Annotated in this window: 20 protein-coding genes; 7 read left to right on the top strand and 13 right to left on the bottom strand. The window is 64.9% G+C overall.

What is annotated here, in order from left to right; all coding sequences use genetic code 11:
* Nucleotides 1–730 precede the first annotated feature (730 nt).
* A complete protein-coding gene (locus J2W45_RS16315; protein ID WP_310133945.1) occupies nt 731–2836 on the top strand; it encodes an NPCBM/NEW2 domain-containing protein in 2106 nt (701 codons plus the stop codon).
* 51 nt (nt 2837–2887) lie between these two features.
* Here J2W45_RS16315 and J2W45_RS16310 read toward each other — a convergent pair whose 3' ends face one another.
* From J2W45_RS16310 to J2W45_RS16290, 5 genes are read right to left on the bottom strand one after another with little or no spacing between them, the layout of a single operon-like run.
* The gene (locus tag J2W45_RS16310) at nt 2888–3799 is read right to left on the bottom strand and encodes an aldose epimerase family protein (RefSeq protein ID WP_310133939.1); all 912 of its coding nucleotides are present in this window, start codon (nt 3797–3799) and stop codon (nt 2888–2890) included.
* Nucleotides 3783–5921, bottom strand: a complete 2139-nt coding sequence (locus J2W45_RS16305) for an alpha-galactosidase (protein ID WP_310133937.1) — start codon at nt 5919–5921, stop codon at nt 3783–3785. Before J2W45_RS16305 ends, J2W45_RS16310 begins: the two co-directional genes overlap by 17 nt.
* 6 nt (nt 5922–5927) lie before the next feature.
* On the bottom strand, nt 5928–6824 hold the full coding sequence (locus J2W45_RS16300) for a carbohydrate ABC transporter permease (RefSeq protein ID WP_310133934.1): 897 nt from the start codon (nt 6822–6824) through the stop codon (nt 5928–5930).
* A complete protein-coding gene (locus tag J2W45_RS16295) occupies nt 6821–7669 on the bottom strand; it encodes a carbohydrate ABC transporter permease (protein ID WP_310133932.1) in 849 nt (282 codons plus the stop codon). Before J2W45_RS16295 ends, J2W45_RS16300 begins: the two co-directional genes overlap by 4 nt.
* A gap of 53 nt (nt 7670–7722) precedes the next feature.
* Nucleotides 7723–9012 carry an ABC transporter substrate-binding protein gene (locus J2W45_RS16290; protein ID WP_310133930.1) on the bottom strand — a complete coding sequence of 430 codons (1290 nt, stop codon included), beginning with the start codon at nt 9010–9012 and terminating at the stop codon, nt 7723–7725.
* 155 nt (nt 9013–9167) lie between these two features.
* On the opposite strand from J2W45_RS16290, the gene J2W45_RS16285 reads away from it, so the two are divergent.
* Nucleotides 9168–10034 (top strand): AraC family transcriptional regulator, encoded by an 867-nt coding sequence (locus tag J2W45_RS16285; protein ID WP_310133928.1) that lies wholly within the window; start codon nt 9168–9170, stop codon nt 10032–10034.
* A gap of 17 nt (nt 10035–10051) precedes the next feature.
* Here the strand turns inward: J2W45_RS16285 and J2W45_RS16280 are convergent, their stop codons facing one another.
* Both J2W45_RS16280 and J2W45_RS16275 read right to left on the bottom strand, forming a co-directional pair.
* Nucleotides 10052–13441: a DUF5107 domain-containing protein gene (locus J2W45_RS16280; RefSeq protein WP_310133925.1), complete on the bottom strand. Its 3390-nt coding sequence runs from the start codon at nt 13439–13441 to the stop codon at nt 10052–10054.
* A 152-nt stretch (nt 13442–13593) separates the two neighbouring features.
* Nucleotides 13594–14130, bottom strand: coding sequence for a hypothetical protein (locus J2W45_RS16275; RefSeq protein ID WP_310133923.1), 537 nt, complete (start codon nt 14128–14130; stop codon nt 13594–13596).
* A gap of 185 nt (nt 14131–14315) precedes the next feature.
* On the opposite strand from J2W45_RS16275, the gene J2W45_RS16270 reads away from it, so the two are divergent.
* Nucleotides 14316–15125 (top strand): alpha/beta hydrolase, encoded by an 810-nt coding sequence (locus J2W45_RS16270; protein ID WP_310133922.1) that lies wholly within the window; start codon nt 14316–14318, stop codon nt 15123–15125.
* Nucleotides 15126–15319: 194 nt separating this feature from the next.
* Here J2W45_RS16270 and J2W45_RS16265 read toward each other — a convergent pair whose 3' ends face one another.
* Nucleotides 15320–15820 carry a DUF302 domain-containing protein gene (locus J2W45_RS16265; protein ID WP_310133920.1) on the bottom strand — a complete coding sequence of 167 codons (501 nt, stop codon included), beginning with the start codon at nt 15818–15820 and terminating at the stop codon, nt 15320–15322.
* Nucleotides 15821–16066: 246 nt separating this feature from the next.
* On the opposite strand from J2W45_RS16265, the gene J2W45_RS16260 reads away from it, so the two are divergent.
* Nucleotides 16067–16816 carry an alpha/beta fold hydrolase gene (locus J2W45_RS16260; protein ID WP_310133918.1) on the top strand — a complete coding sequence of 250 codons (750 nt, stop codon included), beginning with the start codon at nt 16067–16069 and terminating at the stop codon, nt 16814–16816.
* Nucleotides 16817–17093: 277 nt separating this feature from the next.
* Nucleotides 17094–17345 carry a sigma-70 family RNA polymerase sigma factor gene (locus J2W45_RS18435; protein WP_396427097.1) on the top strand — a complete coding sequence of 84 codons (252 nt, stop codon included), beginning with the start codon at nt 17094–17096 and terminating at the stop codon, nt 17343–17345.
* A 51-nt stretch (nt 17346–17396) separates the two neighbouring features.
* Here the strand turns inward: J2W45_RS18435 and J2W45_RS16255 are convergent, their stop codons facing one another.
* From J2W45_RS16255 to J2W45_RS16245, 3 genes are all read right to left on the bottom strand, one after another.
* Complete coding sequence (locus J2W45_RS16255; RefSeq protein WP_310133917.1) at nt 17397–18293, bottom strand: LysR family transcriptional regulator; 897 nt, start codon at nt 18291–18293, stop codon at nt 17397–17399.
* A gap of 79 nt (nt 18294–18372) precedes the next feature.
* Nucleotides 18373–18792: a hypothetical protein gene (locus J2W45_RS16250; RefSeq protein WP_310133915.1), complete on the bottom strand. Its 420-nt coding sequence runs from the start codon at nt 18790–18792 to the stop codon at nt 18373–18375.
* 34 nt (nt 18793–18826) lie between these two features.
* The gene (locus J2W45_RS16245) at nt 18827–19309 is read right to left on the bottom strand and encodes a nuclear transport factor 2 family protein (protein ID WP_310133913.1); all 483 of its coding nucleotides are present in this window, start codon (nt 19307–19309) and stop codon (nt 18827–18829) included.
* An 82-nt stretch (nt 19310–19391) separates the two neighbouring features.
* Between J2W45_RS16245 and J2W45_RS16240 the strand changes: the two genes are divergently transcribed.
* Nucleotides 19392–19868, top strand: a complete 477-nt coding sequence (locus tag J2W45_RS16240; RefSeq protein WP_310133911.1) for a MarR family winged helix-turn-helix transcriptional regulator — start codon at nt 19392–19394, stop codon at nt 19866–19868.
* 299 nt (nt 19869–20167) lie between these two features.
* Nucleotides 20168–21091 (top strand): alpha/beta fold hydrolase, encoded by a 924-nt coding sequence (locus J2W45_RS16235; protein WP_310133909.1) that lies wholly within the window; start codon nt 20168–20170, stop codon nt 21089–21091.
* Between the two features lie 212 nt (nt 21092–21303).
* Here the strand turns inward: J2W45_RS16235 and J2W45_RS16230 are convergent, their stop codons facing one another.
* A complete protein-coding gene (locus J2W45_RS16230; protein WP_310133907.1) occupies nt 21304–22434 on the bottom strand; it encodes a Gfo/Idh/MocA family protein in 1131 nt (376 codons plus the stop codon).
* Nucleotides 22431–23960, bottom strand: a complete 1530-nt coding sequence (locus J2W45_RS16225; RefSeq protein WP_310133904.1) for a GMC oxidoreductase — start codon at nt 23958–23960, stop codon at nt 22431–22433. The genes J2W45_RS16230 and J2W45_RS16225 overlap by 4 nt, the downstream gene beginning before the upstream one ends.
* Nucleotides 23961–23969 lie beyond the last annotated feature (9 nt).

Here is a 23969-nt window from a genome sequence, read left to right as displayed (position 1 = left end):
AGTGCTGACTGGTTGTTAACAAACGTTAAGCGTAATCTCCGCAACGTTCCTCGCGCTAAAGCCCTAGGAGGAAGCGTTCTGCTTCGTCCTCTGACATGAGCATCATCGCGCCTGAGCGCAGTTGCCAACGTGGCAGCAGTTGGTAGAAGCCCGCTGCCACCTAGAGGCGCTGATTGTCTATGCGGGATTTCCAATAGGAGCGCTCGAATGGCTGCACTACAGCAGCGAACTGCCCAGGCCGCCCCTCCTGCTGAAGTGCAACTCGCCAACCGGAACCATTTCCGGGTACTGGCTCCACGACGGAGCCTCCGACGAGAACACCGTGAGTCTCCACGCCGGGCTTAACACCCCGAGAGTTCACGGTCGTTCCCTCGAAGCGCACATACACACCGACAGCATGACCGGTGCCGGTCGCAGAGAGCACGAGCCCAAGTCATTCCAGGGAACGAGGGTCGCCGGAACCGGACATGATCAGCGGAAACGCTCTTACGCCCACTGCGCGGGAGTTTCTGCATCTAGTGCAACTCCCGTCAGTCAAGCGCTAATAATATATCTTATGTCAGTCTAACTTGAGAAGGGAACCGATGACGGCTGCCGTATTCCGAGCACGAAAAACGATCGTTGAGTTGTCCAGGTATTCCATCGTCGTTGCCTTCCTGCGGACGCCGCGCAGGCGATGTCATGGTTTGACCCGGTGTTTGCCGGGTAGACGAAGGAGTCAGGAGCACTCATGTTCACCAAACGCCTATTGGGGCTTGGCGCGGCAGCGCTGCTTGGCCTCACGGGGGTGACCGCCTCGGCGCTGCCAGCATCCGCTGCATCCGAAGCCGTGACCACCGCAACAACCTCGGACACTCCGACGGCACCGGTCTTGGGCGCCACACCGTACGCCGGATGGAACACCTATTTCGGCCTCGGCGGCGACTACACCGAGGCGCAGGTACTCGACGTTGCTGACCACCTTGTTTCCAGCGGGTTGGCGAAAGTTGGATATGACATCGTCTGGCTTGACGGCGGTTGGCAGTCCTCCACGCCTCGCGGCGCCGGCGGACAGCTGCAGGGCGACCCCACGCGCTTTCCGCAGGGCATGGCCGCCCTCGCCGCAGCCATCCACGCCAAGGGCCTCAAGGCCGGCATCTACACCGACGCCGGCCCGTACATCCCCGGCTCCTGCGGCCTGGGAAGCTACGGGCACTACCAGACCGACGCCGACACGTTCGCGTCCTGGGGTTATGACGCCGTGAAGGTCGACTTTCTCTGCGGTATCGCCGCCAACCTCGACCCCAAGACCGTCTACACCCAGTTCGCCGACGCCCTCCGCCACAACAGCAGCGGCCGCCCGATGATCCTGAACATCTGCAATCCGGTGACCTCGCCCGACTGGGGCAATTATCCGGATTCACAGCAATCGACGAACACATGGAGCTACGCCCCGGCGATCGCACAGTCGTGGCGCACCTATACCGACGTCGGCTTCGTGAACTCGATCAGATACGCCGATGTTCTCCGGAACTTCGACGCCAACGCGCGTCATCCGGAGGTAGCCGGACCAGGCCACTTCAATGATCCCGACTACCTCGGCCCGCAACTCGGGATGACGGATGAGGAGTTCCGGTCGCAGATGGCGCTGTGGTCGATTTCCGCAGCTCCGCTGGTCGTCGGCAGCGATCCCCGCACGTTCACCCCGACTACCGTGGCGACCTTGACGAACCCGGACCTGCTCGCCATCGACCGTGACGCTCTCGGCAAGCAGGCGGTGCGCGTTGGCCCGGCCGGCAACGCTGAAGTGTGGGCGAAGCCACTGGCCGACGGGTCCACCGCAGTTGCGCTGGTCAACCGGGGCGACTCTGCCACCGAAATCTCCACCACGCCCGCGGCCGTTGGGGTAAAGGCAGCACGGGTGACTGTCAAGGATGCCTGGACTCACGCGTTCAGTGAAGCAAAAGACGCGATCCGCGCTGACGTGCCGTCGCACGGCGTTGGCGTGCTGATTGTCTCTAAGGGCACTGGACAGCCGGAGAGCCCTCGAGTCCTGGTGAGCGCCCCGATCGTGACTGCGGTCAACGGCGCTTCAGTTACCCCGAGCGCAAACCTCCTGGCTGCTGCCGGATCCAAGTTGAGCGTCCAGGTTGGCGTCCGCAACGACGGAATCACGCCTGCGACGATCGGAAGCATAAGTTTGGTGGCTCCGGAAGGATGGACTGCCGCTGCTGACGCTAACCAGCCGCAGCAGCTCGCGCCTGGCCAGACAGGACGCGTCACATTCGCCGTGACCGTGGCACCGAACGCAGCCGATGGCGATTTCTCGGTTGGCGCGTCAGTGCAGTTCAGTTCTCTGCGCGGTGCGGTCACAGTCACTTCCCCGTCGTCCACCGTGACGGTCGCTCCTGCGCCTCCCTCGGGTTCGAATCAACCACTGTCTCATCAGCCGTGGATCTCTGCGACCAGTGGCTGGATGACGCCGGCGGTCGATCAGAGCGTTGGCGGGGGCAACCCGATCCGCCTCGCAGGGACGACCTATGCGACCGGCCTCGGCGTCGCCAGCCCGTCCGACATCCGCTACTACGTGGGCGGCGTCTGTACCCGGCTGACCGGCGCGGTCGGAATCGACGACGTGGTGAACAATGTCGGCCCGGAGGGCGGCACGGCCACGTTCTCGCTGGTCGCAGACGGCAAGACCGTCTGGGAGAGCGGAACGGTGTCGCGCGGCACGGCGGTTCCATTCGACGTCGACCTGACCGGCGCCCGCGAGCTGGTGCTGCACGTCGGGGACGCTGGTGACGGCGGTTACAACGACCGCGCGGACTGGGCTGCGCCGCTGATCAGCTGCAGCTGAGCACCGCGACGGAACGGGGTGTGGGGATGACCTCACGCCCCGTTTCGGCGTTTAGCGCAGTGCGACTCCCCAGCGGAGGTCCCAGCGGGCGTCTACTCCGAGCCACTCCAGGTCGCTGCCAGAGTTGAGAGCATCCGGAGGAGCAGTCATCGGCTCAAGCGCGACAGCGACCTCCCCCGCCTTCAGGCCGGGCAACTCATCAGTCACGTAGATCTGCGCCCAGCGAAAGCGCGGCTCGGCCCAGACTTCGGCCGCGCGGCCGGTACCTCGATCGCTCAGCGTCAGCCGGACGTCGCCGTGGACGAGGTGCAGCCGCGTGTACGCAGCGTGCGCCGGAGCGGCGACGAGCGGCGTCGGCGTGCGCAGGTCGAAGGACGTGCCCGAGACGGCGAGCTCGCCCCGCGGGAGGTTGTCGTCCCCGAGCAGCAGCGTGCGCTCGGCCTGGACCGTGAGGAGGAGGTCGTCGCTCGCCGCTGTACCGACCCGCAGATACGGGTGGACTCCGACAGCGACCGGCGCCGCTCCGGGCCCCCTGTTCACGACGGAAATGGTCGACGCAATCCCGGAGGGAACCAGTCGATACGAGACGATGACGTCCAGATCGAAGGGGTAACCACGCGGATGTCGCACCGCGGCGGCGAACTCCACGGCGTCCCGCTCGTGTCTGACGACCGAGAACGTAGTGGCCGCGACGAGGCCGTGGAGCGCGTTGCCCGACGAAGGCTCGGTTGGGTCGAGCCGCTGCGGCTCACCGTTGAGGATCCACCGGCCTCCGCGCACGCGGTTCGGCCAGGGGACGAGGACGGCCCCGGACGCACCGACGGGACCGCTCGGCGAGCCACAGACCAAGTCGACGCCGTCCACCCTGAGCTGCTGGAGGCTCGCGCCGACGGGCGACACCAGCGCCTGGGCGTCCCCGCCGGCCTCCCCGCCCAGACGTACTGGCTCAGACCTCTCTGACATGCAGCAGGACGGAGCGGTCCGGATCCAGCGACGGCATCTCTAGCCCGACCAGCCGCAAGACCCGGCCCGGGAGGGTCGTACCGTTGGACAGCCACGGCGGCTGGGCTCCATGCGGTGGTGATCCAACGGGGAAGACGGCTTCCACGAGATATTCGCGCTCGTCGTCGAGGCCCGGAATGCCCACGCGGCCGACCGGCCAGGCGCGGGGTCGTTCCGTGATCGAGAAGGCGAAGAACGCCTCGCCGCGGGTCGGGGTGACGACGCCCTCGAGCCGCGCTGCCGACTCGGTCAGGTCGGCGTGGACGCTCACGCCGCTGTGCAGCAGTGCCCGGTGTTTCTTGTGGAACGCGATCCATCCAGCCAGCGCCGCCTTGGTCGCCTCGTCGGCTGTGATCAGGTCGGTCTCGACGCCGAGGTGGCCCCAGATCGCCTTTTCCGCCCGGTAGGCCATCGGGTGCGAGCGGTGCGTCGTGTGTGACTCCTCCGCGCCGATGTGGGTGCCCTGCAGTTCCGGCGGGACGAGAAGCCCGGTCCACCTCTGGATCTCGAGGCGCTCGTGCGGGTCGTTGCAGTCGCTGGGCCATACGCGCTGCGTCCGCTCCAGGACGCCGAGGTCGATGCGACCGCCGCCGCTGGCGCACGACTCGATCTCGAGCCGTGGATGCCGGCGGTGGAGTTCGTCCATCAGGCGATACGCGGCGAGTGTTTGCGCGCGCAGCCCAGGCCGGCCGGAGGGGGTGTGCCCGGCGTCGAGCAGGTAGCGGTTGTGGTCCCACTTCACGTAGGCGATGCCGACCTCGCCGATGAGTTCGCTCATCCGTTCAAGCACGTAGGCATAGGCGTCCGGGTGCCCGAGGTCGAGCACGTGCTGGTGGCGCGAGGCCAGTCCCGGTCCGTGGCCGGCGTCGAAGATCCACTCGGGATGCTCCCGCGCCAGTCGGGAGTCGAGGTTGACCATCTCTGGCTCGAACCAAAGCCCGAAGTCCATGCCCAGCTCGCGGACACGGTCGGCGAGCGGCTTCAGACCATCGCGCCAGCGCTCCAGGTCGACGACCCAGTCGCCGAGGGAGGTGGTGTCGTCACGGCGGCCGACGAACCAGCCGTCGTCCACGACGAAGCGCTCGGCGCCGATGGCGGCCGCCTCCTCGGCGAACCGCAGGAGGCTGTCGACGTCCTGCTCGAAGTACACGGCCTCCCACGTGTTGACCAAGACCGGTCGCGGCCCGACGGGGTGGGCGGCCGACGCCCGCAGGTGCCGGTGGAAGCGCGCCGCGAGCTCGTCCAGCCCGTCGCCCCATGAGCCGTACTGCCACGGGGTGACGTACTCGTCGGCCTCGGCGAGTTCCACCTCGGCGGGTGCCAGTCCTTCCATAGCCGAGAGGCGACGGATGTTCGCCGGGGTGCGCTCGGCGGCGAGGATCTGGTTGCCGCTCCAGGCGAGGTGCGTCGCCCACACGCGGCCGCTGCGGAATCCAAATCCGGGCTGCCCGGCCGCAAGGAGCAGCGTGTGCTCGAGCCCCGGTTTACCGCCACGGGAGGCGCGGACCCACTCCCCTACGTCGAAGGCTCGCCGCTGCGGGACCCTCTCCAATGACCAACGGCCGGTTAGGTCGAGCAGCTCGTCGGCGTCGGCGGGCACCGGAAGCGCCAGCTCCAGGCCCTCCACGCGGAACGACTCCGCGTGGTCGTTGCGCAACGCGGCGCGCTGACGGACGAGCCCGCTGGCCTCGAGCACCTCGAGTTCGAGGCCGAGCGAGAGTCCGTAGGCGTCATCCCGGGCCGTGACCCTGAGGGCGACGCGCTCGGCCGTGATCGACAGGTCGGCTTCGGTCGTCACGAACACAGGAGCCCAGCGGCGACCGCCCGAGTCGCCGAAGAGTCCCGGCCGTCCCAGCCAGCCCTCGTGAAGCTGCCCGAGCACGGGCACCGGCTGAGGGTACGTCACCGCACTGTCGCCGACCGCCGGCTGAGCGGTCAGGGCGACCTGACGCAACGCCTCGTCGCTCAACTCGCCCAGATCCTCTCCCCAGTGCACAATGCGAGGAAGGCGGTGCTGGTCTAGCTGGACGACGACGCTGGTTCCGCCGGCCCTCAGGTGGACGTTGTCCGAGTCGATACGCATAGGTGCCTATTTCACCGATCCGAGGGCGAGGCCCCCGATGAAGCTCCGCTGGAACAGCAGGAAGACGATGGTCGAGGGGACGGCCGCGACCACCGTTGCGGCGGCGATGACGGACCAGCTGGAGACGTATTGACCCTGAAGGGAGAGGACCGCCGCCGTGATCGGCAGCTTTTCCGACGTCTGCAACAGAGTGATCGACCAGAGGAGGTCGTTGAACACCCACGTGAAGGACAACGCGCCCAGCGCGGCGAGCGCCGGGCGGGTCAACGGGAGGATGACCTGGAGGAAGATGCGGAGGGTGCTCGCGCCGTCGAGGGTGGCCGCCTCCTGCAGTTCGTTCGGGATGGTGCGCATGAAGCCGTAGAGCACGAACGTGTAGAACCCGATACCGAAGGCGACCTGCACGGCGATAAGAGCGCCGAGCGTGTCATAGACGTTCAACTGCTGGGTAATCCGCGCAACCGGGATGAGCAGCATCTGCACGGGCAGGAGGTTGCCCGCGAGCATGAGCAGCAGGATGGTGCGCCGGAACGGGATGCGGAAGCGGCTGAGACCGAACGCCGCGGCCGCGGACAGAAGCAACGTCAGCACAACCGTCGGGATGGTGACGATCATGCTGTTCACGAGCGCCTGGAAGAGGCCGCCCTGGTTCCAGGCCTGCACGTAGGTCGAGAACGTGAACGTGTGCGGCACGCTAGCGATGCCGTTGGCGGAGATGTCGTCGAAAGTGCGGAACGACGTGACCAGGACGACGAGGATCGGCGCGAACCACGCGAGCGAGATCAGGATGCCGCTGGCGTGGAATCCGACCGTCGCCGCGGTCTTGCGGCTGCTGCGGCGGCGGACCGTCGTGCGCACCGGCGCGGTCGCGGAGGTGCGTGCGCGGGAAGCGGTAGTGGTCACGATTCCTTCTCCTCCGAGAGTGCGCGAACGAGGTACGAAACGATGACCGCGATCGCGAGGACGAAGATGACGACCGCGATGGCCGAGGCATAGCCGAGCGCGCGCGACCCGAACGCGGTTGAGAACATGTACGTGCTCAGCAGCTCGGTCGAGTGGTACGGCCCGCCGCGGGTCATCGCCCAGACGATGTCGAAGGAGCGCAGGGAGTCGATGATGAGCACCGACAGCACCACGAGGTTGACGCTGCGCAGCTGGGGCATCGTCACGCTCCAGAACCGCTGCCACGCCGACGCGCCGTCGACCTTGGCGGCCTCCTGGACCGCCGGGTCGAGCGCCTTGAGGCCTGCGATGAAGAGAACCATCACGTAACCGATCTCGCGCCACAGGGCGGCGACGATCACCGCGTACAGGGCCGTGCTGGAATCGCCGAGCCAGACGTGCGTCCAGCTGTGCAAGCCCACCGCGTCCAGGACGTTGTTGAGCACGCCGTTCGGCTGGAAGAACGCACCCCAGATGAGCGCTGTGACGACCAGCGAGAAGACGATGGGGAGGAACAGAGCCGTGCGGTAGATGCCGACGCCCCGGCGCTCCGACTGGAACAGCAGGGCCACACCGAGACCAGCGGCGAACGAGATCCCGCCGAACAGCACGATCCAGATGGCCGTGTTCTTCAGAGCCGTGAGAAAGATGGGATCCGAGAACAGGTCGATGTAGTTCTGCGCGCCGACCGAGGTGGCCGGCCCGACCCCGTTCCAGTGCAGGAACGAGAGGCTGATGCCCTGGAACGCCGGCCAGAACACCCCGACCGCCTCGATGAGGAACGGGACGAGGACGAGGGCGAACACGATCGGCGGCGGAATGGAAATCCGCCGCCGACCGCGAACAGTGGTGAGAGTGGTCACGAAGTCGCCCGGATCTTCTTCGCGGCCGCATCCCAGTCCTTCAGGATCTGGTCGATGTTCTCGGGATGGGCGATGAAGCTGGTCAGCGCCGTGTCGGCCGGGGTCTGCTGGGCGTCGCCCGCGTCACGGTTGTAGAACTGGGTGATCTGCTTGGCCGACTCCAGCATGTCCTTGCCCTGCTTGGAGAGCGTGTCGAGCTGCAGTGTCGCCTTGGTGTTCGCCGGCAGGTACGTGCCCTGCTGGCTCTTGGCCAGGTCGGACTGCGCCTCGGCACTCGCAACGTACTCGAGGAACTTCTTCGTCAGGTTGGGCTTGTTCGTCTTCGAGCTCGCGATGAACCCGTCCGTCGGGCCTTCCTCGGCCACGGGGACCTTCGGGTCGATCATCGGGAACTGGAAGAACGCGAGGTCGCTCAGCTTGTCCGCCGGAACCGACGGCTGAGCCCACGCGCCGAGCAGGTACATGGCGACCTTCCCCTGCGAAAAGTCGCTCATCGCCTGGTTCTGCGTGGTGCCGAGCACAGCCGGGTCGAAGTAGGGCAGCACCTGCTTGAAGGCAGCGAACACCTTCTTCACCTCGGGACTGTCGTACTTTTCCTTGCCGGAGAGGAGTTTGAGGTGGAAGTCGGCGCCGTTGATCCGGAGGTCGAGGTAGTCGAACCAGGCGGACGCCAGCCAGGCGTTGTCGCTCAGGCCCGCGGTGAACGGGGTCACGCCCTGGCTCTTGATCTTCTCGGAGGCGGCCAGGAACTCATCCCAGGTCTTCGGCGGGGTGATGCCCAGCTTCTCGAAGTCGCTCTTGAAGTAGTAGACCCCCCACCAGTAGTAGCCGGTCGGGACGAACACCTTCTTGCCCGAGGAATCCTGGCTCAGGGTCTTCAGGGCGTCGGGGAAGTCGTTGCCGTGGTCCTTCCAGACGCCGGAGAGGTCGAGCAGTTGGTTCTGATCCGCGAAGTCACGCGTTGCCTGCCCGGCGTACCAGGTGTAGACATCCGGTGGGTTCTTGGCGGTGAGGTAGGAGGGCAGCTGCTGGTTGAACGTGTTGGTCGGGATGGTGTTCACCTTGACCTGGCCCTCGCCCTTGGCGTTGAAGTCCTTGACCAGCTGATCCAGCCCTCCCTTCTCCGCGTCGGTGAAGCGGGACTGCAAGATCAGCGGCCCAGACGCGTCCGGTCCCGCCTTGGTCTGCTGCGCCTCACCCGAGGTGGACACGCATCCCGCGAGGAGCGCAGTGGCGGCAACCGTGCTGCCGAGCGCCGCCAGCCAACGGGTGGTCTTTCGGGTCATCTTCGACTCCATTTCGTGAGTGATCGCTAGGAGGCCCGGCCGAAGGAAGATCCTACGACCGAACCTGATCCACGGTATGTCGATGACTCAACGGTTCGTAGCAGAAACCTGCTGTGTATCTGGACATTTCGCTTTTCGTGGTTGAGAATCGTGCAATGCTCATTCCCGACGGCTTCCCCGGTCAGCGCATGTTGGTGCTTCCTCGTCCGCGCGTCCGGGAGTTCCAGAATCAGCCCGGTACCGCAGGGTTGATCGTGACGGACTGCGGTTATTTTCCTCGCGCTGATCTCCATGGGCGCCGCCGTACGCAACCGGTTGGGCAAGCCGTGGTCATGGCGTGTGTCGACGGTTCCGGCTGGTGCGAGACCGAAGCTGGACGATTCCCTGTGAATCAAGGCCAGGTAGTGGTCCTTCCGCCTCGCCAACCGCATGCGTACGGCGCTGACACGAATAACCCCTGGACCCTGTGGTGGTTCCACGCCGCCAGCCGCGAAGTAGAAGACTTCCTGACCGCGGCAGGCATGACGACTGAAAACCCGGTGCGCCGTCCACGCGACCTGTACCCGGTCGTTTCTCTTATCAGCGAAGTGGTCTCGTGGATGGAGCGCGACACGACCACGACGAGTCTGAACGCGGCTGCCGGCGCCGCCTGGCATGCGCTCACCCTCCTCGCATCGGAACGCGTAAGAGGCGACGAAGGCGGGGATGTGATTGAGCACGCGACGGCCTACCTTCGCGCACACATCGCCGATCGAGTGACAGTCCCAGAGTTGGCCGCAATGGCCTCACTCAGCACCTCCCATTTCAGCGCCCTTTTCAAGCGTCATGTGGGTTACCCGGTGCTGCAGTATCAGACCATGTTGAGGATGTCGCGTGCACGCGAACTTCTGGACACCACCTCCGCCACCGTCGCAGCGATCGCCGCAGAGGTGGGGTATCCGGACTCGTTCTACTTCGCGAGGCAGTTCAAGAAAGTGCATGGCATGACCGCGCGGGAGTACCGGGACCAGCACAAGGGCTGATCCCGGCACCGACAAGCTCAGCCGACGTACGCGCCTTCAGCGGAGGCGAGCAGTTCCCTGACCACAGGGGAGGCTGGGTCGCGCTCCGCAAGGGCTGAGAGGATTGCGTTCGCACGAGCCACGTCATCCTTCAGCAGCGCCAGCTCGGCCTCCATGATCGCAACCAGGTCGTCATGGGTCTGCTGAATGTCTTCCCTGAAGATCAGCATCGTGGGTAGAGAAGTTGCGAAATAGTCGATTTTGGCACGCTGCTTTCGTGCAACCTCGACATAGTCGGCGAAGTCCGAGGTCAGCTGTTGGGCGCGCAAGTTGTCGCCCAGGCGTCGGGCCGCTAGAACCGAGTAATAGGACATCGGCGAGTGTGGGACTACGGACATCGTGGTGAAGTCACCGGCACTGCTGGCCGCTGCCCTCCATGCTTGCTTAGCTTCAGCCGTGAGTCTTGCGGCCTGGTTCGCATCGCCGAAGGCCAGGAGAAGGTCAGAGCGGTTCGCTAGCGGGTGAGGGGCTTCCCCCAGCTCCGCCGGAACATGGACAGCTGACTCCAAGGCGCCAACGGCTCCTCGCGCGTCGCCGAGGCGGAGCATCTCGGATGCGGCCGCGCGCTGCGCCAATGTCCACACCCTGATCACCTCCCCTTCACCACCTTCCCATGGGCTGAACCGCCGGGAGGACATCAGATTGATCGCCTCCCCGTGCCGGCCAACGAGAACAAGCAGCTCCGCGTACGCTAGTGCCAGATCATCACGCTCCGCAATCAACTCACCCACGTCAGCCAATGCGTCCAGCCGCTCCTGCGGTGAACTTCCCACACGCCGCGCGAGCTGGTCGGCCTCGAAGCGCAGCTTTGCGTCACCGGGCGCGGCGGCCACCGCGCGCCGATACAGCTGCACAGCCTCGTCCGCTCGACCGCGGACGTTGTAAGCGGCAAGTCCGAGCCCTCGTAGCGCAACCGCATCACCCGGGTTTTCTTCGACAGCCCGGCGAAGGTGGAACTCCGCCTCGTCGTATCGACGGTTGAAGTAGAGCCAGTGACCGAGAATGGCGTGTGCTCGCCCGTCGCCGCTACGTTCAATCCGCCGCTCGAGTAGTCGGGCATCATCTCGGCTCCCTGCGAAGCAGCGGTCGGCCGACACAGTGCGAGCCATCGCCAACGCCTCGCCGGCCTCTCCAATTCGGTCAAGCTCGTCGAGAAGCTCCGCCCGCTCGTATTGGATCAGCACGAGCGGATCGCCTGCGCCGACGACGGGCCGGTCGATCGCTGAGGCGGCCGCCTTGCCCAAGATTCGAAGCGCTTCTGCGGAGAGTCCCAGGGATCGATACTCGCCCGCGAGGTCACGAAGCATCCCCGCGTCCGTCGAATTCTCCTCGCCCGCAAGATCGCTCAGCCACGCGTCAAGCGGGTCGAGGGCCCGGGCCGCGCTGAGCACTCGGGCCGCCTCTTCACCCCGTCCGAGCTTCCGAAGCGCGATGACTCGGATCGCTGCAGCCTGCAGGTGATCGGCATCGAGTCGCGCGGCGAACTCAGCATGCCGGAGTGTGTCGAGCCATCGCTCGGCGCGGGCGGCGATACGGGAGCGGGCGACCGCAGACGGTGCCCTCCACGCGTAGGTCCATGCCGCCTTAGCGAACGCATCGTCAGCTTCACGGTCTCGGCCAGTCTCTGCCAGGACGACCCCGAGCAAGTATGAGGCTTCCCCGTCCGCCGGGTTCGGGTTTCGGCGCGTCTGGCGGCGGAGCGCCGTGCGAAGATGAGCTTCTGCCTCGTCCAATTCTCCGGCGCCAAGGCGCGCACATGCCATTGCAACGTTAGCGCGGGAGTCATCGGGGTCGCGGCGCAGCGCCTCTTGCCAATACGGCTCGGGCGAACGTGTGGCGTGGCGATACTGCGCGAGGTGCACACCAGTCAGGTACAGCTCATCGATCGAGTCGATCTCTGATGGCGCCGGAGGCTCAGTTGCAGTTTCGAAACCACCGGGTGCGGCGTCCCGGTATTTGCTCGTGGCCCGCAGGGTCCCACCGTCGGGTGCGACGGCAAGCAAATCCACGTCTCCAGCTGCCGCGAACGGAACGCTTACGCTGACCGGCTGACCGGGGGCAACTGTGACACGGCCCCTCCACAGAACGTCGCTGTCCGCATTAATCAATTGCAGGTTGACTTCATCGAGCGGTCGCGTCGCAGCAACTCCAACCTTCGCCAGTCGCTCGAGCCCGTCTCCTTCGACGACGACCAAGCTCAGCGCCAGGTCGGTCGACGCCTGCGTCAGCGGGCCGATCCCGTGATACGGGAACCAGAACTGGCTGAACGTCTTCGTTTCCCCAGGGGCAAGGTAGGAGAAGTCAGGCTGATTGTCGGTATAGACACCCGCCATCAGCTCCACATATGCACTCTGGTCGTCGCTGAGGTTTGCGTCCCACGCCCAACCAAACGGAGCGTTGCCCCATGTCCATTGTTTCTTCCCCGGAGCAACATGGTGGTCGGCGACGTGCGCGAAGCCAAGCGCGGTTGAGTGGTCATAGCCGCCAAAGAAGTCATCCTCACTTGCTACGCACATGTACGAGGTGGGAACCGGGATGTTGCGATACCAGTCGATCCGATCAGCGTCGTCCGCGACGAAGTCGGGATTGTTGCGGTCTGCGCGAGCTGCGTAGTCGATGCCGTAATAAGGGCGATCGGCGGCGGGGAAGGAGGTTGCCGCCCGTTTGGCATGATCGGCAACAATGTGCACATCCGTTGGAAAGAAGGACTGATACTGATCGTGCACGCGCACGGCGACATTCGCCCACCAGAGGAACGTCTGGGTGACTTCCGTACGGTTGAACAACCGGACTCGGGCCTCCAGCACGGCGCTGCCGGGCCGGAGGCGAATACCGTGCATCCCTTTCATACGCGCGAACGGGTCGTGGTCGGAGCACCAGACTGTGACGGATCCATCTGGTTCTCGTTCGATCGTCCAATCCATCGGGAGGAAGGTGGCTGGCCGGTGGTGTTGCGGCCAGTTGAATTCGATTCCTCCCGAGATCCACGGCCCAGCCAATCCGACGAGCGCCGGTTTGATTACGTCGTTTCGGTAGAAGAAGTCCTGCCCAGTGGTCTTGTCGATGGCAATGTGTACGCGCCCACCGAGTTCTGGCAGGATGACCAGACGCAAGTACTCGTTCTCCATGTGCACGGCTTGCCACGTGTGGACAGTCGCGTTGTGGCTTACGGACTCTATGAAGGGAAGCGGGTAGACGCGCCCTGACGACCCCTGGTAGACGCGCGACTCCAGGAAGGCTGGCAGTTTCCCCGGTTCGCCCGGCTCGTAAGTGCGAACGGCGACCGGCTCGCCCCAAGCCGCCACGGCGTCATTTCGCTGGTCGTCCGGAACTTCGGGCAGAGGAAAAGAAGTCTGATCATGGAGCATAAGCAGGACCCTATGCGGCAGTGGGTCGAGCGGAGAAGATGCGTTCCCACGCTTCATCTGGACGATTCGCTTCTTCGGCGCATCGACAAGACGGCGATGCGCCGATGTGTGGGACGCTTCGATTCCCTCGCGAGGCACCAGGGAGATTCGATTCAACAAGATTCGGTTACCTGTCCTGGGTAACGCGCTTCTGCGCCCGTTGCTCCGCGTGTTGTTTGGGATAAGCCGTCATCGTTCGCCAGGTGCCCCACAACTCGATGGTCGTGGCTTAGATCGCGGGGCGGGAAGTTGATGATCCAACACTCCTTGATGGTGCCGCCCTCAAGTCGATACGTAGGCTTGCGAACGTAATCCATGCGGGCACCGTCGGCCTCGCGCTCGAGAGGTTCCTCGATTACCAAGGTGACGCGTTCGGTGCTTCCGACGTCGATGATGCTTCCGAATTCCATGTTGAAGGGTGGGAGAAGGTCAATGAACTCCTGAATGCCGCGTATGCCGCGGTGCTCTTTGCGGTCGTAGTAGAGCACCGTCTCGTCGTCATACGCGTCGAAGTGTTTCGCAGGTACCTGTCGTGCCGCCCGCAGCGTCGATCTTTGCATCGGCGCCTCAGACATAATCAACCAGCTAGGCCACGTTTTCTTCAGGGGTCGGCGAATCCATGTTTTGCTCTTCGACAGGCCCACCTGCATGTGGCGATCCTGTTCGACTCCTGCACTCGGGCCGTTCCGCAGATTTGACCGCCAGCTCGGCCCATGAGTCAGGCGGAAGCGCCGGGCATCGAAGTGAATCGGCCTCCGTTTGGCTGGCGATCATTGATGAAGGACAAGCGCCACTACGTCTCGCGGTTCTTTCTCCGAAACTCTAGGTTTGGGTCATGAACTCCGATCAGCTCAGAAACCGCATCGTCGGCGGCGTCGCATTGACCGAATGCAGTGCTGAGGAACCTCTCGCCCGCACCCCTCTCGTGTTCGTTCACGGAGGGCTACACGGATCTTGGCAATGGGCACAGAGCCAGCGCTGGTTCCTCGCCGCTGGCCGCTCCTCGGCGGCCCTCGACTGGTACAACCACGGCACCTCACAAGCGCTCGACACTGTGGCGTGGCTGGACCGCGGCATCACGGATGTGCGCACGGAGATTGGTGTCGCCGTGGAGCAGGCCGGCACCGCGCCCGTGCTCGTCGGGCACAGTATGGGGGGTCTGGCCTCCCTGGCTTACGCTGCCGCTCATCCTGACACCATCGCAGCGCTCGTGCTGTTGACGCCGGTGGTACCGTCACAATTCGCCGGTGCGACGATCGAGTTGCCGGTCGACCTCTCGGCCCCGTGGGGGCCGCCTCCACCGCCCGTCGCTCAGCGTCTCTTCTACGACGGCGCGCCCGAGAGGGAGTGGGGCGAGATCTACGCACAGCTGCAGCCCGAGTCTCCGCGAGCCGTGTGGGAGGCCACGCGTTGGACCGCCGAGGTCGACACCGGCACGGTGACGATGCCCACCCTCGTCGTCGCCGCGCAGCAGGACGAGCTGTGCCCCGCCGACGTCGTCTCCTCACTCGCGCGCGGTCTCGGAGCAGAACTCATTACCCTCGCGCATTCCGGACACGGTGTGACGTTCGGCCTCGCGTGGGCGGAGCTGCAGGAGCGGATCGAGAACTGGATCTCCGACGTGCTCGGCGAGCCGACGCGCTGAACCGCCCCGGTCGAACACCGTCGCCAAGGGTCACACCAAGGAGTGTCCTCCTGCACGCGGGCCCCAGGCGCCGACCCGTCAGTCTTACCGTTGGTTCCTGCGACAGACTGATACAGAAGAAAACGGTCCGTTGGGTCTGCAAGTCGGAGGTCTAACCTGCACATGAGGTCGCTGGACGCCGCGAAAGAGGGTCCTCAGACGGCCGATCTCAGCAATTCGGTGACACTCGTGTCGAGCTTGCGTGCGTGGACCAGCGCTTCCGCCGAGAGCTCGCTTGCGACTGCGCTGGTAAGCGTGTCATAGCGCACGTGCACCCCGTCGGGGCTTTCGAAGATCAGGATCGTCACCGGTGCAAACGCTCCGGCCGCGGGAGATGTTCGCACCATCGACTCCATCGTCACCGGGTTGCCCGCGATGATCCGCACTTCACGGAATCCGATTGCCTGGGGATCCTTTCCGACGACTCCACCGAGATCGAGTTCCAGGAATACCATCAGACCGGAAGGACCCGCTTCCGCGGCGACAGCCGCCTTGAACTCCTCCCAATCGTTCAGTTGGGCTATGTGCCGAACGAACTGGCCGAAGTCCGGATGGCCGAGACCCCGGTGCACGCCGTCGAGCACCTGTTGAAACGGCTTACGGCTGATGAACTCGATGCGCTCAACGGGGACGGTAATGGTGGTGACGTTGGCCATTGTTGCCTCTCAATCAGTCGACCGCGTCGGGAGGGGTGATCGTCCACGAGGACCTGTGTCGTCGCCGCGCGTGAAGATGGTCGAAGGCTACCTTTTCCGTTGCGGTGGCTTCGGTCCCATGCATAGCGTGCATGTCGGTGACCAGGGCCCGACAGGCCTCTCCCAACAGCGCAGTACGCCGTTGCGATCAGTGCCATGCAGGTTTGGCATTGGCTGCGCGCGCCGTCCGCGTCTCAGACTCGGTCTATGACTTCTTCCAGCAAGCCCACTATCGTTTTGGTTCACGGCGCATGGGCGGATTCCGCCAGCTTCGCGGCGGTGGCCGCGACCCTCCAGGTTGAGGGCTACAACGTCCTTTCGGCACCCAATCCCCTGCGGAGCATTGCGTTGGACACGAAGGTCGTGAGTGATTTCATCTCGCAGGCGACCTCGGGGCCTGTGGTCCTCGCGGGCCACTCCTACGGCGGCGTTGTGATCACCGGGGCAGCGGCGGCTTCGCCCCGCGTGAGGGCGCTGGTTTACATCGACGCCTACGCGCCTGACGACGGCGAGAGCGCAACCAGTCTCACCAACGCTTTGCCCGGGTCTCTCCTCAATGTGCCGGACCCGACCGCCGTCTTCGACTTCGTGCTCCCGGCTCCCGACGCCGCACAGGGCGACTACGACAGCTACATCAAGCGTGACAAGTTCCACGAGATCTTCGCGGAGACGCTCCCCAAGACGGAATCGAACGTCCTGGCCGCCAGCCAGGCACCTGCGACGTTGGGTGCCCTGGCAACGCCGTTCACCGGCACCCCCGCATGGAAGACCCTGCCGAGCTGGTACTTCGTCGGCACAGTTGACCGGGTGATCCCGGAAGCACAGCAGCGCGCGATGGCTGAGCGCGCGGGAAGCGTCGTCGCGGAGGGTCACGCCCCCCACCTGTCTATGCTGGCCGAACCCGTGAAGGTTTCGAGGCTCATCACCGATGCGGCGAAGTCGATCAGCGAGAGCTGAGAAACGCGACGTCATCCGTCGGCTTGATCCTTCTCACACCGGCGCCCGCGGATGGGCAGCACCCGTCTGACGCCCGTGCTGCCAACATCGCCGATGTGACGACCTGCCCGACCCGAAGGACGCAGGTCTTACCGGCGACCTTACGCGGCCGGCAAGAACCAAGCAGATACCGAACTCACCGACATCACCACCGTCTGGGGCATCCCGGGGTCCCAGCAAGTAATCGACGTGCGTCCGGCGGCTGTTTAGCTTTGGTTCTCATCCGCCTGGGAAGTCAATGCCCGTGAACCCCGTGCCCGCTCCACACAACGAGGGCGCTGGACCCGGCCCCGAGGACATAGCCGCCGCCATTTCGCAACTCGACCTTGATGTGCGCAATGCTCTGACCCGCGCGTTTTACCTTCAACAGAGCACTGCCACGATCGCGCGCGAACTCGGCACCTCTGAGACCACCGTCAAAGCCCATCTGCACACAGCTCTTCGCACCCTGCTCGGCCGCGCATCGACGTCCCCAGGCGAGATTCCGTAGAAGCACTAGAGAACTCACGTGTTCGAGGCAGACGGAAGTGAGCTGTGTCGTTCAGGCCAGCGCAGGGAAAAGGTCACCCGCGAGTTTAAGGAAATGCCGAACAGCAGTGGAAGCGTTCCCCGGATGCCGGGCGAACGCTACTGTGCGCTGAATCGGCTTTGGCGGTACTGCCAAGTCGAGTCCCTCGGCGCGGCCGATCATTGCGACCGGACGCGGAACGACTGCCACTGTCCGGCCGGAGTGTGAGATGGGCATCAGCAGGCTGCAGTCCGAAACTTCCATACGAGACGTGGGCTGCATGCGCAGCATGTCATAGAGGATCATGCCGCGCGGCTTGGAGACCTGCGAGGGTGGAAGATGGACCATCGTGCGGCCGTCGATCATCGCTGGCGTGACGGCCGGGATGGGCATGGTCGACGGAGTCTCCGTCACACCCGGGCCCAGGACGACGAGAAAGTCCTGGGTGGCGACGCGGTGGGCGACAAGACTGTCCGACACGAGGGGCAGGTCCACGATCGCGAGATCGTGCAGGCCGGCCTCCACCATGCCGACCGCTGCGGCGGTCGTGTTGGCGGACGCTAGGCGAAATTCGACTTCGGGCATGGCTTCGTGGAAACCCGCGATCAGGCTGCCGAGCCCGGTGGTCAGATTCGTCGTTCCCACCAAGCTGAGACTGCCGGACGTATCGGAGCGTGCGCGATCGATCGCCCCTCGGATCGATTGCGCTTCCCGGATGGCTCGACGCGCCGGCTCGATCAGCGCCCGCCCCGTATGCGTGATAACCGCTCCGTGCGGAGTGCGAACGAAAAGGCGCGTGTCCAATTCGCGCTCGAGCTGGGCGACCCGGCGTGTCAGCGCGGGCTGGGAGAGAAACAGCGCAACAGCGGCGGCCGAGAAGGAACCGTTCTCGTAGACGGCCACGACGGCCTCCAGACCTCTCAGATCCACGATGCGTCCTCCGCTCCCGCCCGGGTCAGCAGTGTGATTACTTTAGAAATTCGTCGCTGCAATGTACAGGCCGGCCCCGTTAGGCGACCGATTCGGCGAGGTAGGCCGCCAGCTCCTGGGGTGGGGCGTCGATGATCCAGCATTCCTTGATCACGCCGCCTTCGATCCGGTAGGTGGCGGTGCGGACGTACGTGAATCGCACCCCGTCACTCTTACGCTGAAGGGTCTCCTCGATGACGAGCGTGACGCGCTTCTCGTTGCCGAAGACGTCGATGATCTCGCCGAACTCGATCTCGAAGGGTGCCAGCAGATCTATGAACTCCTGGATCCCCGCCCTGCCCCGGAAGGCCTTGCGGTCGTAGTAGAACACGGTCTCGTCGTCATACGCATCGAAGTGCTCGGCCGAGATCTCGGTGGTGCCGCCGGCGGCGTCGATCTTCGCGTCGGCGCCCCGCACGTAGGCCACGAGCCAGGAGACGTTCGCATCAGGTGTAGGCATCATTGCCCTCTTTCTCATGTCTTCGGCGTTGTTTTCACACCGCTGTTGTGGCCGAGCGGATTCGCTCGAACGCTTCGGTGACGGCGTTCAGATTGCCGTCTTCCCATCGATTCGTCGTCGAGATGGCCGAGATTCTCCACCCTTCGGGTGTCCGCAGGAGTTCCTCCCGGTAGCGGGCGCGGAGCAGGTAGTAGGAACCGCCCGGCGAGTCCTCGAGGAAGTGCTGCGCGAACATGTCCGAGGCGCAGATCGCGACATCCGGTTCGCTCTCGTCGAAGATGACGAGGTGGTTGGTGCTGAGGTGCTGGGTCGAGCGGAAGGCGGGAAGCGCGCCCTTCACCATCTCCACGAATTCGGTGCCGGAAAGTTCTCCCGAATCGGTGCGCACGGTCGCTGCGAAGCACTCGGCGTACAGATCCCAGTCCCGGCTGTCCACGGCGACGCAGTAGCGGACGACCACGTCGACGATTGCTTGGCGGTCTTCCAGCCTGCGCAGTCTGTTGCTGATGTCGTCCATGCGGTACCTCCGTCGAGTGTTCCATCCGGTCGTAACAAGATTATCCGACCTCGGACTATCTGGCAACGGTTATAATCGGGCTGTGAACGCTCCTGACCCGCGCGACTCTCCCGATCCGAGCCAAGACCTCTCCTGGCTCGCCCAACGAGCTGCGGACTCGCTGGCCGAGTCGTTCAACGCGGTCACCCGCGACGCCGGTCTGGTCGACTTGAGGGACTGGCTGGTGCTCGCCCTGATCAGCGACGGTGGAGAGCGCACACAGGGCCAGATCGCCGCCGAACTCAGCATCGACAAGACCACCCTCGTCGCCCTGCTCGACCGACTGGAGGCGGGCGGTCTGATCAACCGAAGCGTCTCGCCGCGCGACCGCCGCGCCCGAATTCCTCAGATCACCGCAAAAGGGTTGGAGGTCAAAGCCACAGTCGCCGTAGCCAAGGAAGCCGCCATCGACCATCGTCTCTCCGCCATCCCCGCCGAAGATCGCGCGTGGTTCCACATGATGCTGGGCCGGATTGTGCAAGGAACGAACCCTGACACCAGCGGCGGGCCGCGTCCCTAAGCCCGTTCGTCCTATTGAAGTCGGGCACCCAGCGGATTGACCATTTCAGGAGCCATCGCTGCTGTACGCGAGTGTGAGCGGTTGGCCGCCGCCGGGGCATGTAGATTCGCTGCGCTGGCTGCCCGCGCAGCGCGACCTCGGCATCAAGATGACCAATTCGCTGCCGAGTCGGTGGGCTTGTAGCGGTCCTTCGCGTGGTCTCATCCGATTGCTTCCCGGATGATGCGCTCGGACGAATTGAAAGGTCCTGCGCCTCTGCTAACTATCGCCGTCCGGCTATCGAAACTGCCGCGCATACCATGCGTTTCCTGCATAAACTTTCCGTCTGCAGCGCCACCATACTCGGAACCATGAAGCCACACACCCGCTCCCGACGCATCAAAGTCGCAGCCGTCGCTGCTGCCATTGCCGGCCTGCTCGCCGTCGCCATCCCAGCCCAGGTCAGCAGCGCCGCGGTCGCCACCAAGCACGCCGCCACCGCTTCCTCCACCACAAAACCGACCATCGTGCTCGTGCACGGAGCGTGGGCCGACGCCTCCAGCTTCGCCCCCGAAACCGCGGCTCTTCAGGCTGCGGGCTACACAGTGCTCGCCGCGCCGAACCCGCTCCGCGGGCTCGAGACGGACACCAAAGCGGTAGCGGACTTCATCCAGCAGCGCACCACCGGCCCCGTCGTATTGGTCGGCCACTCTTATGGGGGAATGGTGATCACCGGAGCAGCGCTTGCCGATCCGGACGTCAAAGCTCTGGTCTACATCGACGCCTTCGCGCCGGACAACAACGAGAACGCTCAGACTCTCACCAACGCATCGCCCGGGTCGCTGCTGAACGTTGCAGACCCGAGCACGGTCTTCAACGTCGTGCTGCCCATACCCGACGCTCAGCAGGCCGACTGGGACAGCTACATTCGCACGGACAAATTCAAGTCGGTGTTCGCTGCGAGCCTCCCCTCCGCAGTCACGGATGTGCTCGCAGCCGGGCAGAGCCCGGTGACCTTCGGCGCACTCGGCACTCCGTTCGTCGGAACGCCGGCCTGGAAGACCATCCCCAGCTGGTTCGTCATCGGCACCGCCGACCGGCTTCTTCCGCCCGCCGAGCAGCGACTGATGGCTCAGAGGGCGCATGGAACCGTCACCGAGGTCAACGCGCCACACCTCTCCATGCTCGCGAAGCCGCTGCAGGTGACGAAGGTGATCCTCGACGCTGCCCATTCCGTCCACTGAACACGCAAGCACGGTGTCCCGCTGACGATGAGTCAGCGGGACACCGTGCTTCTTGCGAGCCTCTAGGCACAGCGGATGGTCTGCACCGTGGCGACCCACCCCACCATGAGGAATAAGTCGCTTCGCAACTCGGGCCGCCCCGGGATTGTGCCTGCTGGAATACGTGGAACTCATGGAACGGCTACTGCGTCACTTGAGGCGACCGGGACGGATCAGGCGGTGCCCGCGACGTCGGTCCAAGCGCGCGACGCTGAGGACCGAGCGACTGCGTCAATAACGCGGGTGGCACGCACGCCGTCGGTGAAGTCAGGGAGTCCCTCTGGGCGCGTACCCCGTATGGCGGAGAACGTGTCGGCCACGAACGCGTTGAAGCAGTCCTGGTAGCCCTGGGCGTGGCCGGCTGGAAGGTAAGAGAGCCGCGATTGGTCTGGTGATAGCGGCTGGGTTCCTCGAGCGGTGATTCTGACACCATCGAGTCCGCCGAGCCAGGCGGTTTCGGGGTTTTCCTGGTCGAATGCGGCTGACCCTTTCGACCCGTCCAGTTCGAACCACAGTCGGTTTCGGCGGCCTGCAGCAACCTGCGAGACGATGACGTTGGCTGGCACGCCGTTGCTGGTGATGAAAGTTGCTATCGCGATGTCCTCCGTCCTCACGGGGGCCCACCACGTACTGGCTTGCCCCTGCGCGAAGGCAGCCGTCGAGCGTACTGGACGGTTTGGAAAGGCGGTCGAGAACACCGCGCTGGTTGATGCGATTCGTTCCCCGCTGACGAACTCCACTAGATCGCACCAGTGCGAACCGATGTCAGCGAAGGCGCGCGAGGCTCCGCCGGCTTTGTCATCCACTCGCCAGTTTCCCGCTCCCGGGTGCAGCAACCAATCCTGGGTGTACGAGCCATGCAGTGCGTTCCAGTCTCCGAATTCGCCCCCGATACGCCGCGCGCGGAGCTCACGAATAATCGGGTGATAGCGGTACACGAAAGGCACGGTCGCCACCAGGTTGGAGGATATTGCTAGGTCCGCCAACTGCTCGGCGTCCTTCACGGAGGTGGCCAGCGGCTTTTCGCAGATGACGTGTTTGCCGCTTCGCAGGGAAGCCTTACTGTATGCGACGTGCGTGCTGTTGGGCGTGCACACCTGCACGAGATCAACGTCGGCGCCGAGCAACGCCTTTAGATCAACGAATTCGGCTGCGTCCCATTGTGCCGCGAGATGCTTGGCGCGCCCCGCCCGTGACCCGAGGAAACCGACGATCTCGCCGCCGGCCGCGCGCACCGCCCGCGCGTGCACCGCGGCGATCATTCCTGTCCCGATGATCGCCGTGCGGATCGGCCGAGGTCTCATCGGGCTGCGTGTGCCGCGCTGCTGAACTCGTCGGCGAGCGATGTCGCGACTTCGGTCGCCGCTCGCCAGGCGAGCGCGAGCATGGTCAGGGTCGGGTTCGCTGCGGTCGCGGTAGGGATCACCCCGTTGCCGCCGAGGTAGAGGTTCTCAATGCCCCACACCTTCAGCTGGGCGTCGCACACGGAGTTGCCGTCGTCGAAGGCCCCCATCCGCACGGTCCCTTGGTAATGCAACGAGGAGCCGCCCGCGGCGAGGGTCGGCTGCTCGTTGAGCGTGCCGATCAGGGCGGCAGAGCGCAGGGAGTTCTCCCGCATCTGCGCGATGGTCATGAGGTCGCGCTCGGTGCGTGAGTACTGGATGGTCATCTTCGGCATGCCGTAGTGGTCGGTCTCGGTGTCACTGAACACCACCGCGTCCTCAAATCGGATGTCTTTCGCCGCGTACCAGGCGACAATGCCAAGTCGCGAGGCTGCGGCGTCCGCTCCGAGAGGAAGGGCGTAGGGCGATCCGGCAAGAGCCATGACGCCGCCCTGCATCGGGCGTGCGTCGGAGAACGGGATCAGGACGTTGCCGAGCCGGGTCGGATCGCGATCGAACCGGGCCGGGTCGAATTCGTCGCTCAGCTGCACGAACGACGCCATCTGGTAGTGCTCGTTGAGGTAGTGACCGAGAGCGTCGGGGCGGATTCCGGAGGCGAACAGGACCTGCGGCGTGCGCAGCCCATCGGCGCACACGATCACGCGGGCAGCACGGACGGTGTAGACCTCTCCCGAGCTGAGGTCGCGGAGCTGCGCCCCGACCGCGACACCGTCATCATCGACGAGAACCCGTCGGCAAAGCGTCTCTGGTCTCAACTCGAAGCCCGGAACCGTTTTTTCGATGTCACCGAGGATCGTGCCCGTGCCCGAGAACGTCAGGCGTCCCCCTTCCCAGCGAATTGCGTTGGGCATGAAGCCGACCGGCGTGAGACCGGGCCCATCGAACTCCGCTGCCATAGCCGCGTAGATCCGGCCGGGCAGGCCCCTTCCGGGAGGTGTCTGTTTCGTCACCCCGAGCACGTCTTCTGCGTGGAGGAGGGCGGCATCCATTTCGGCTCGCGGGATGAAGGGGATGCGCTCTGACTGGTGGGGGCGCGGGGTCGATGCACCCCAGTGGATGCCCATGCCCCCGACACCCGTCGACATGCTCGCCGCCGGCAGCCCAACGTCCCCCGGCCGCAAAGCAGGCTGGGAATCGACGAAGTGCAGGCCGGGGAGGATGGTCTGCCGAAACTCCAGGCTTGGATCGAGCCCCTCGGCGATGTCGATAAGGGCGGCATCGCGCTGAAGACCCGCGTCGGGGCCTTGCGTAAGCAACTGCACGGCCGATCGCTCATCATCAGTCATGTTCTGTGTGTGGTCGCCGCGAATGCCAGGCACGCTCGGACCCGCCTCGACCATGAGGATGCGGGCGTGGGGGGTTAATTCGCCGATGGTGCGCGCATACATCGATCCGGCTGGCCCGCTGCCGACGATCAGAACGTCCACGCGGTCTCG

This window comes from Leifsonia shinshuensis (genome assembly GCF_031456835.1).
Classification (GTDB): domain Bacteria; phylum Actinomycetota; class Actinomycetes; order Actinomycetales; family Microbacteriaceae; genus Leifsonia; species Leifsonia shinshuensis_C.
This window is presented reverse-complemented; position numbering and strand designations above follow the sequence as displayed.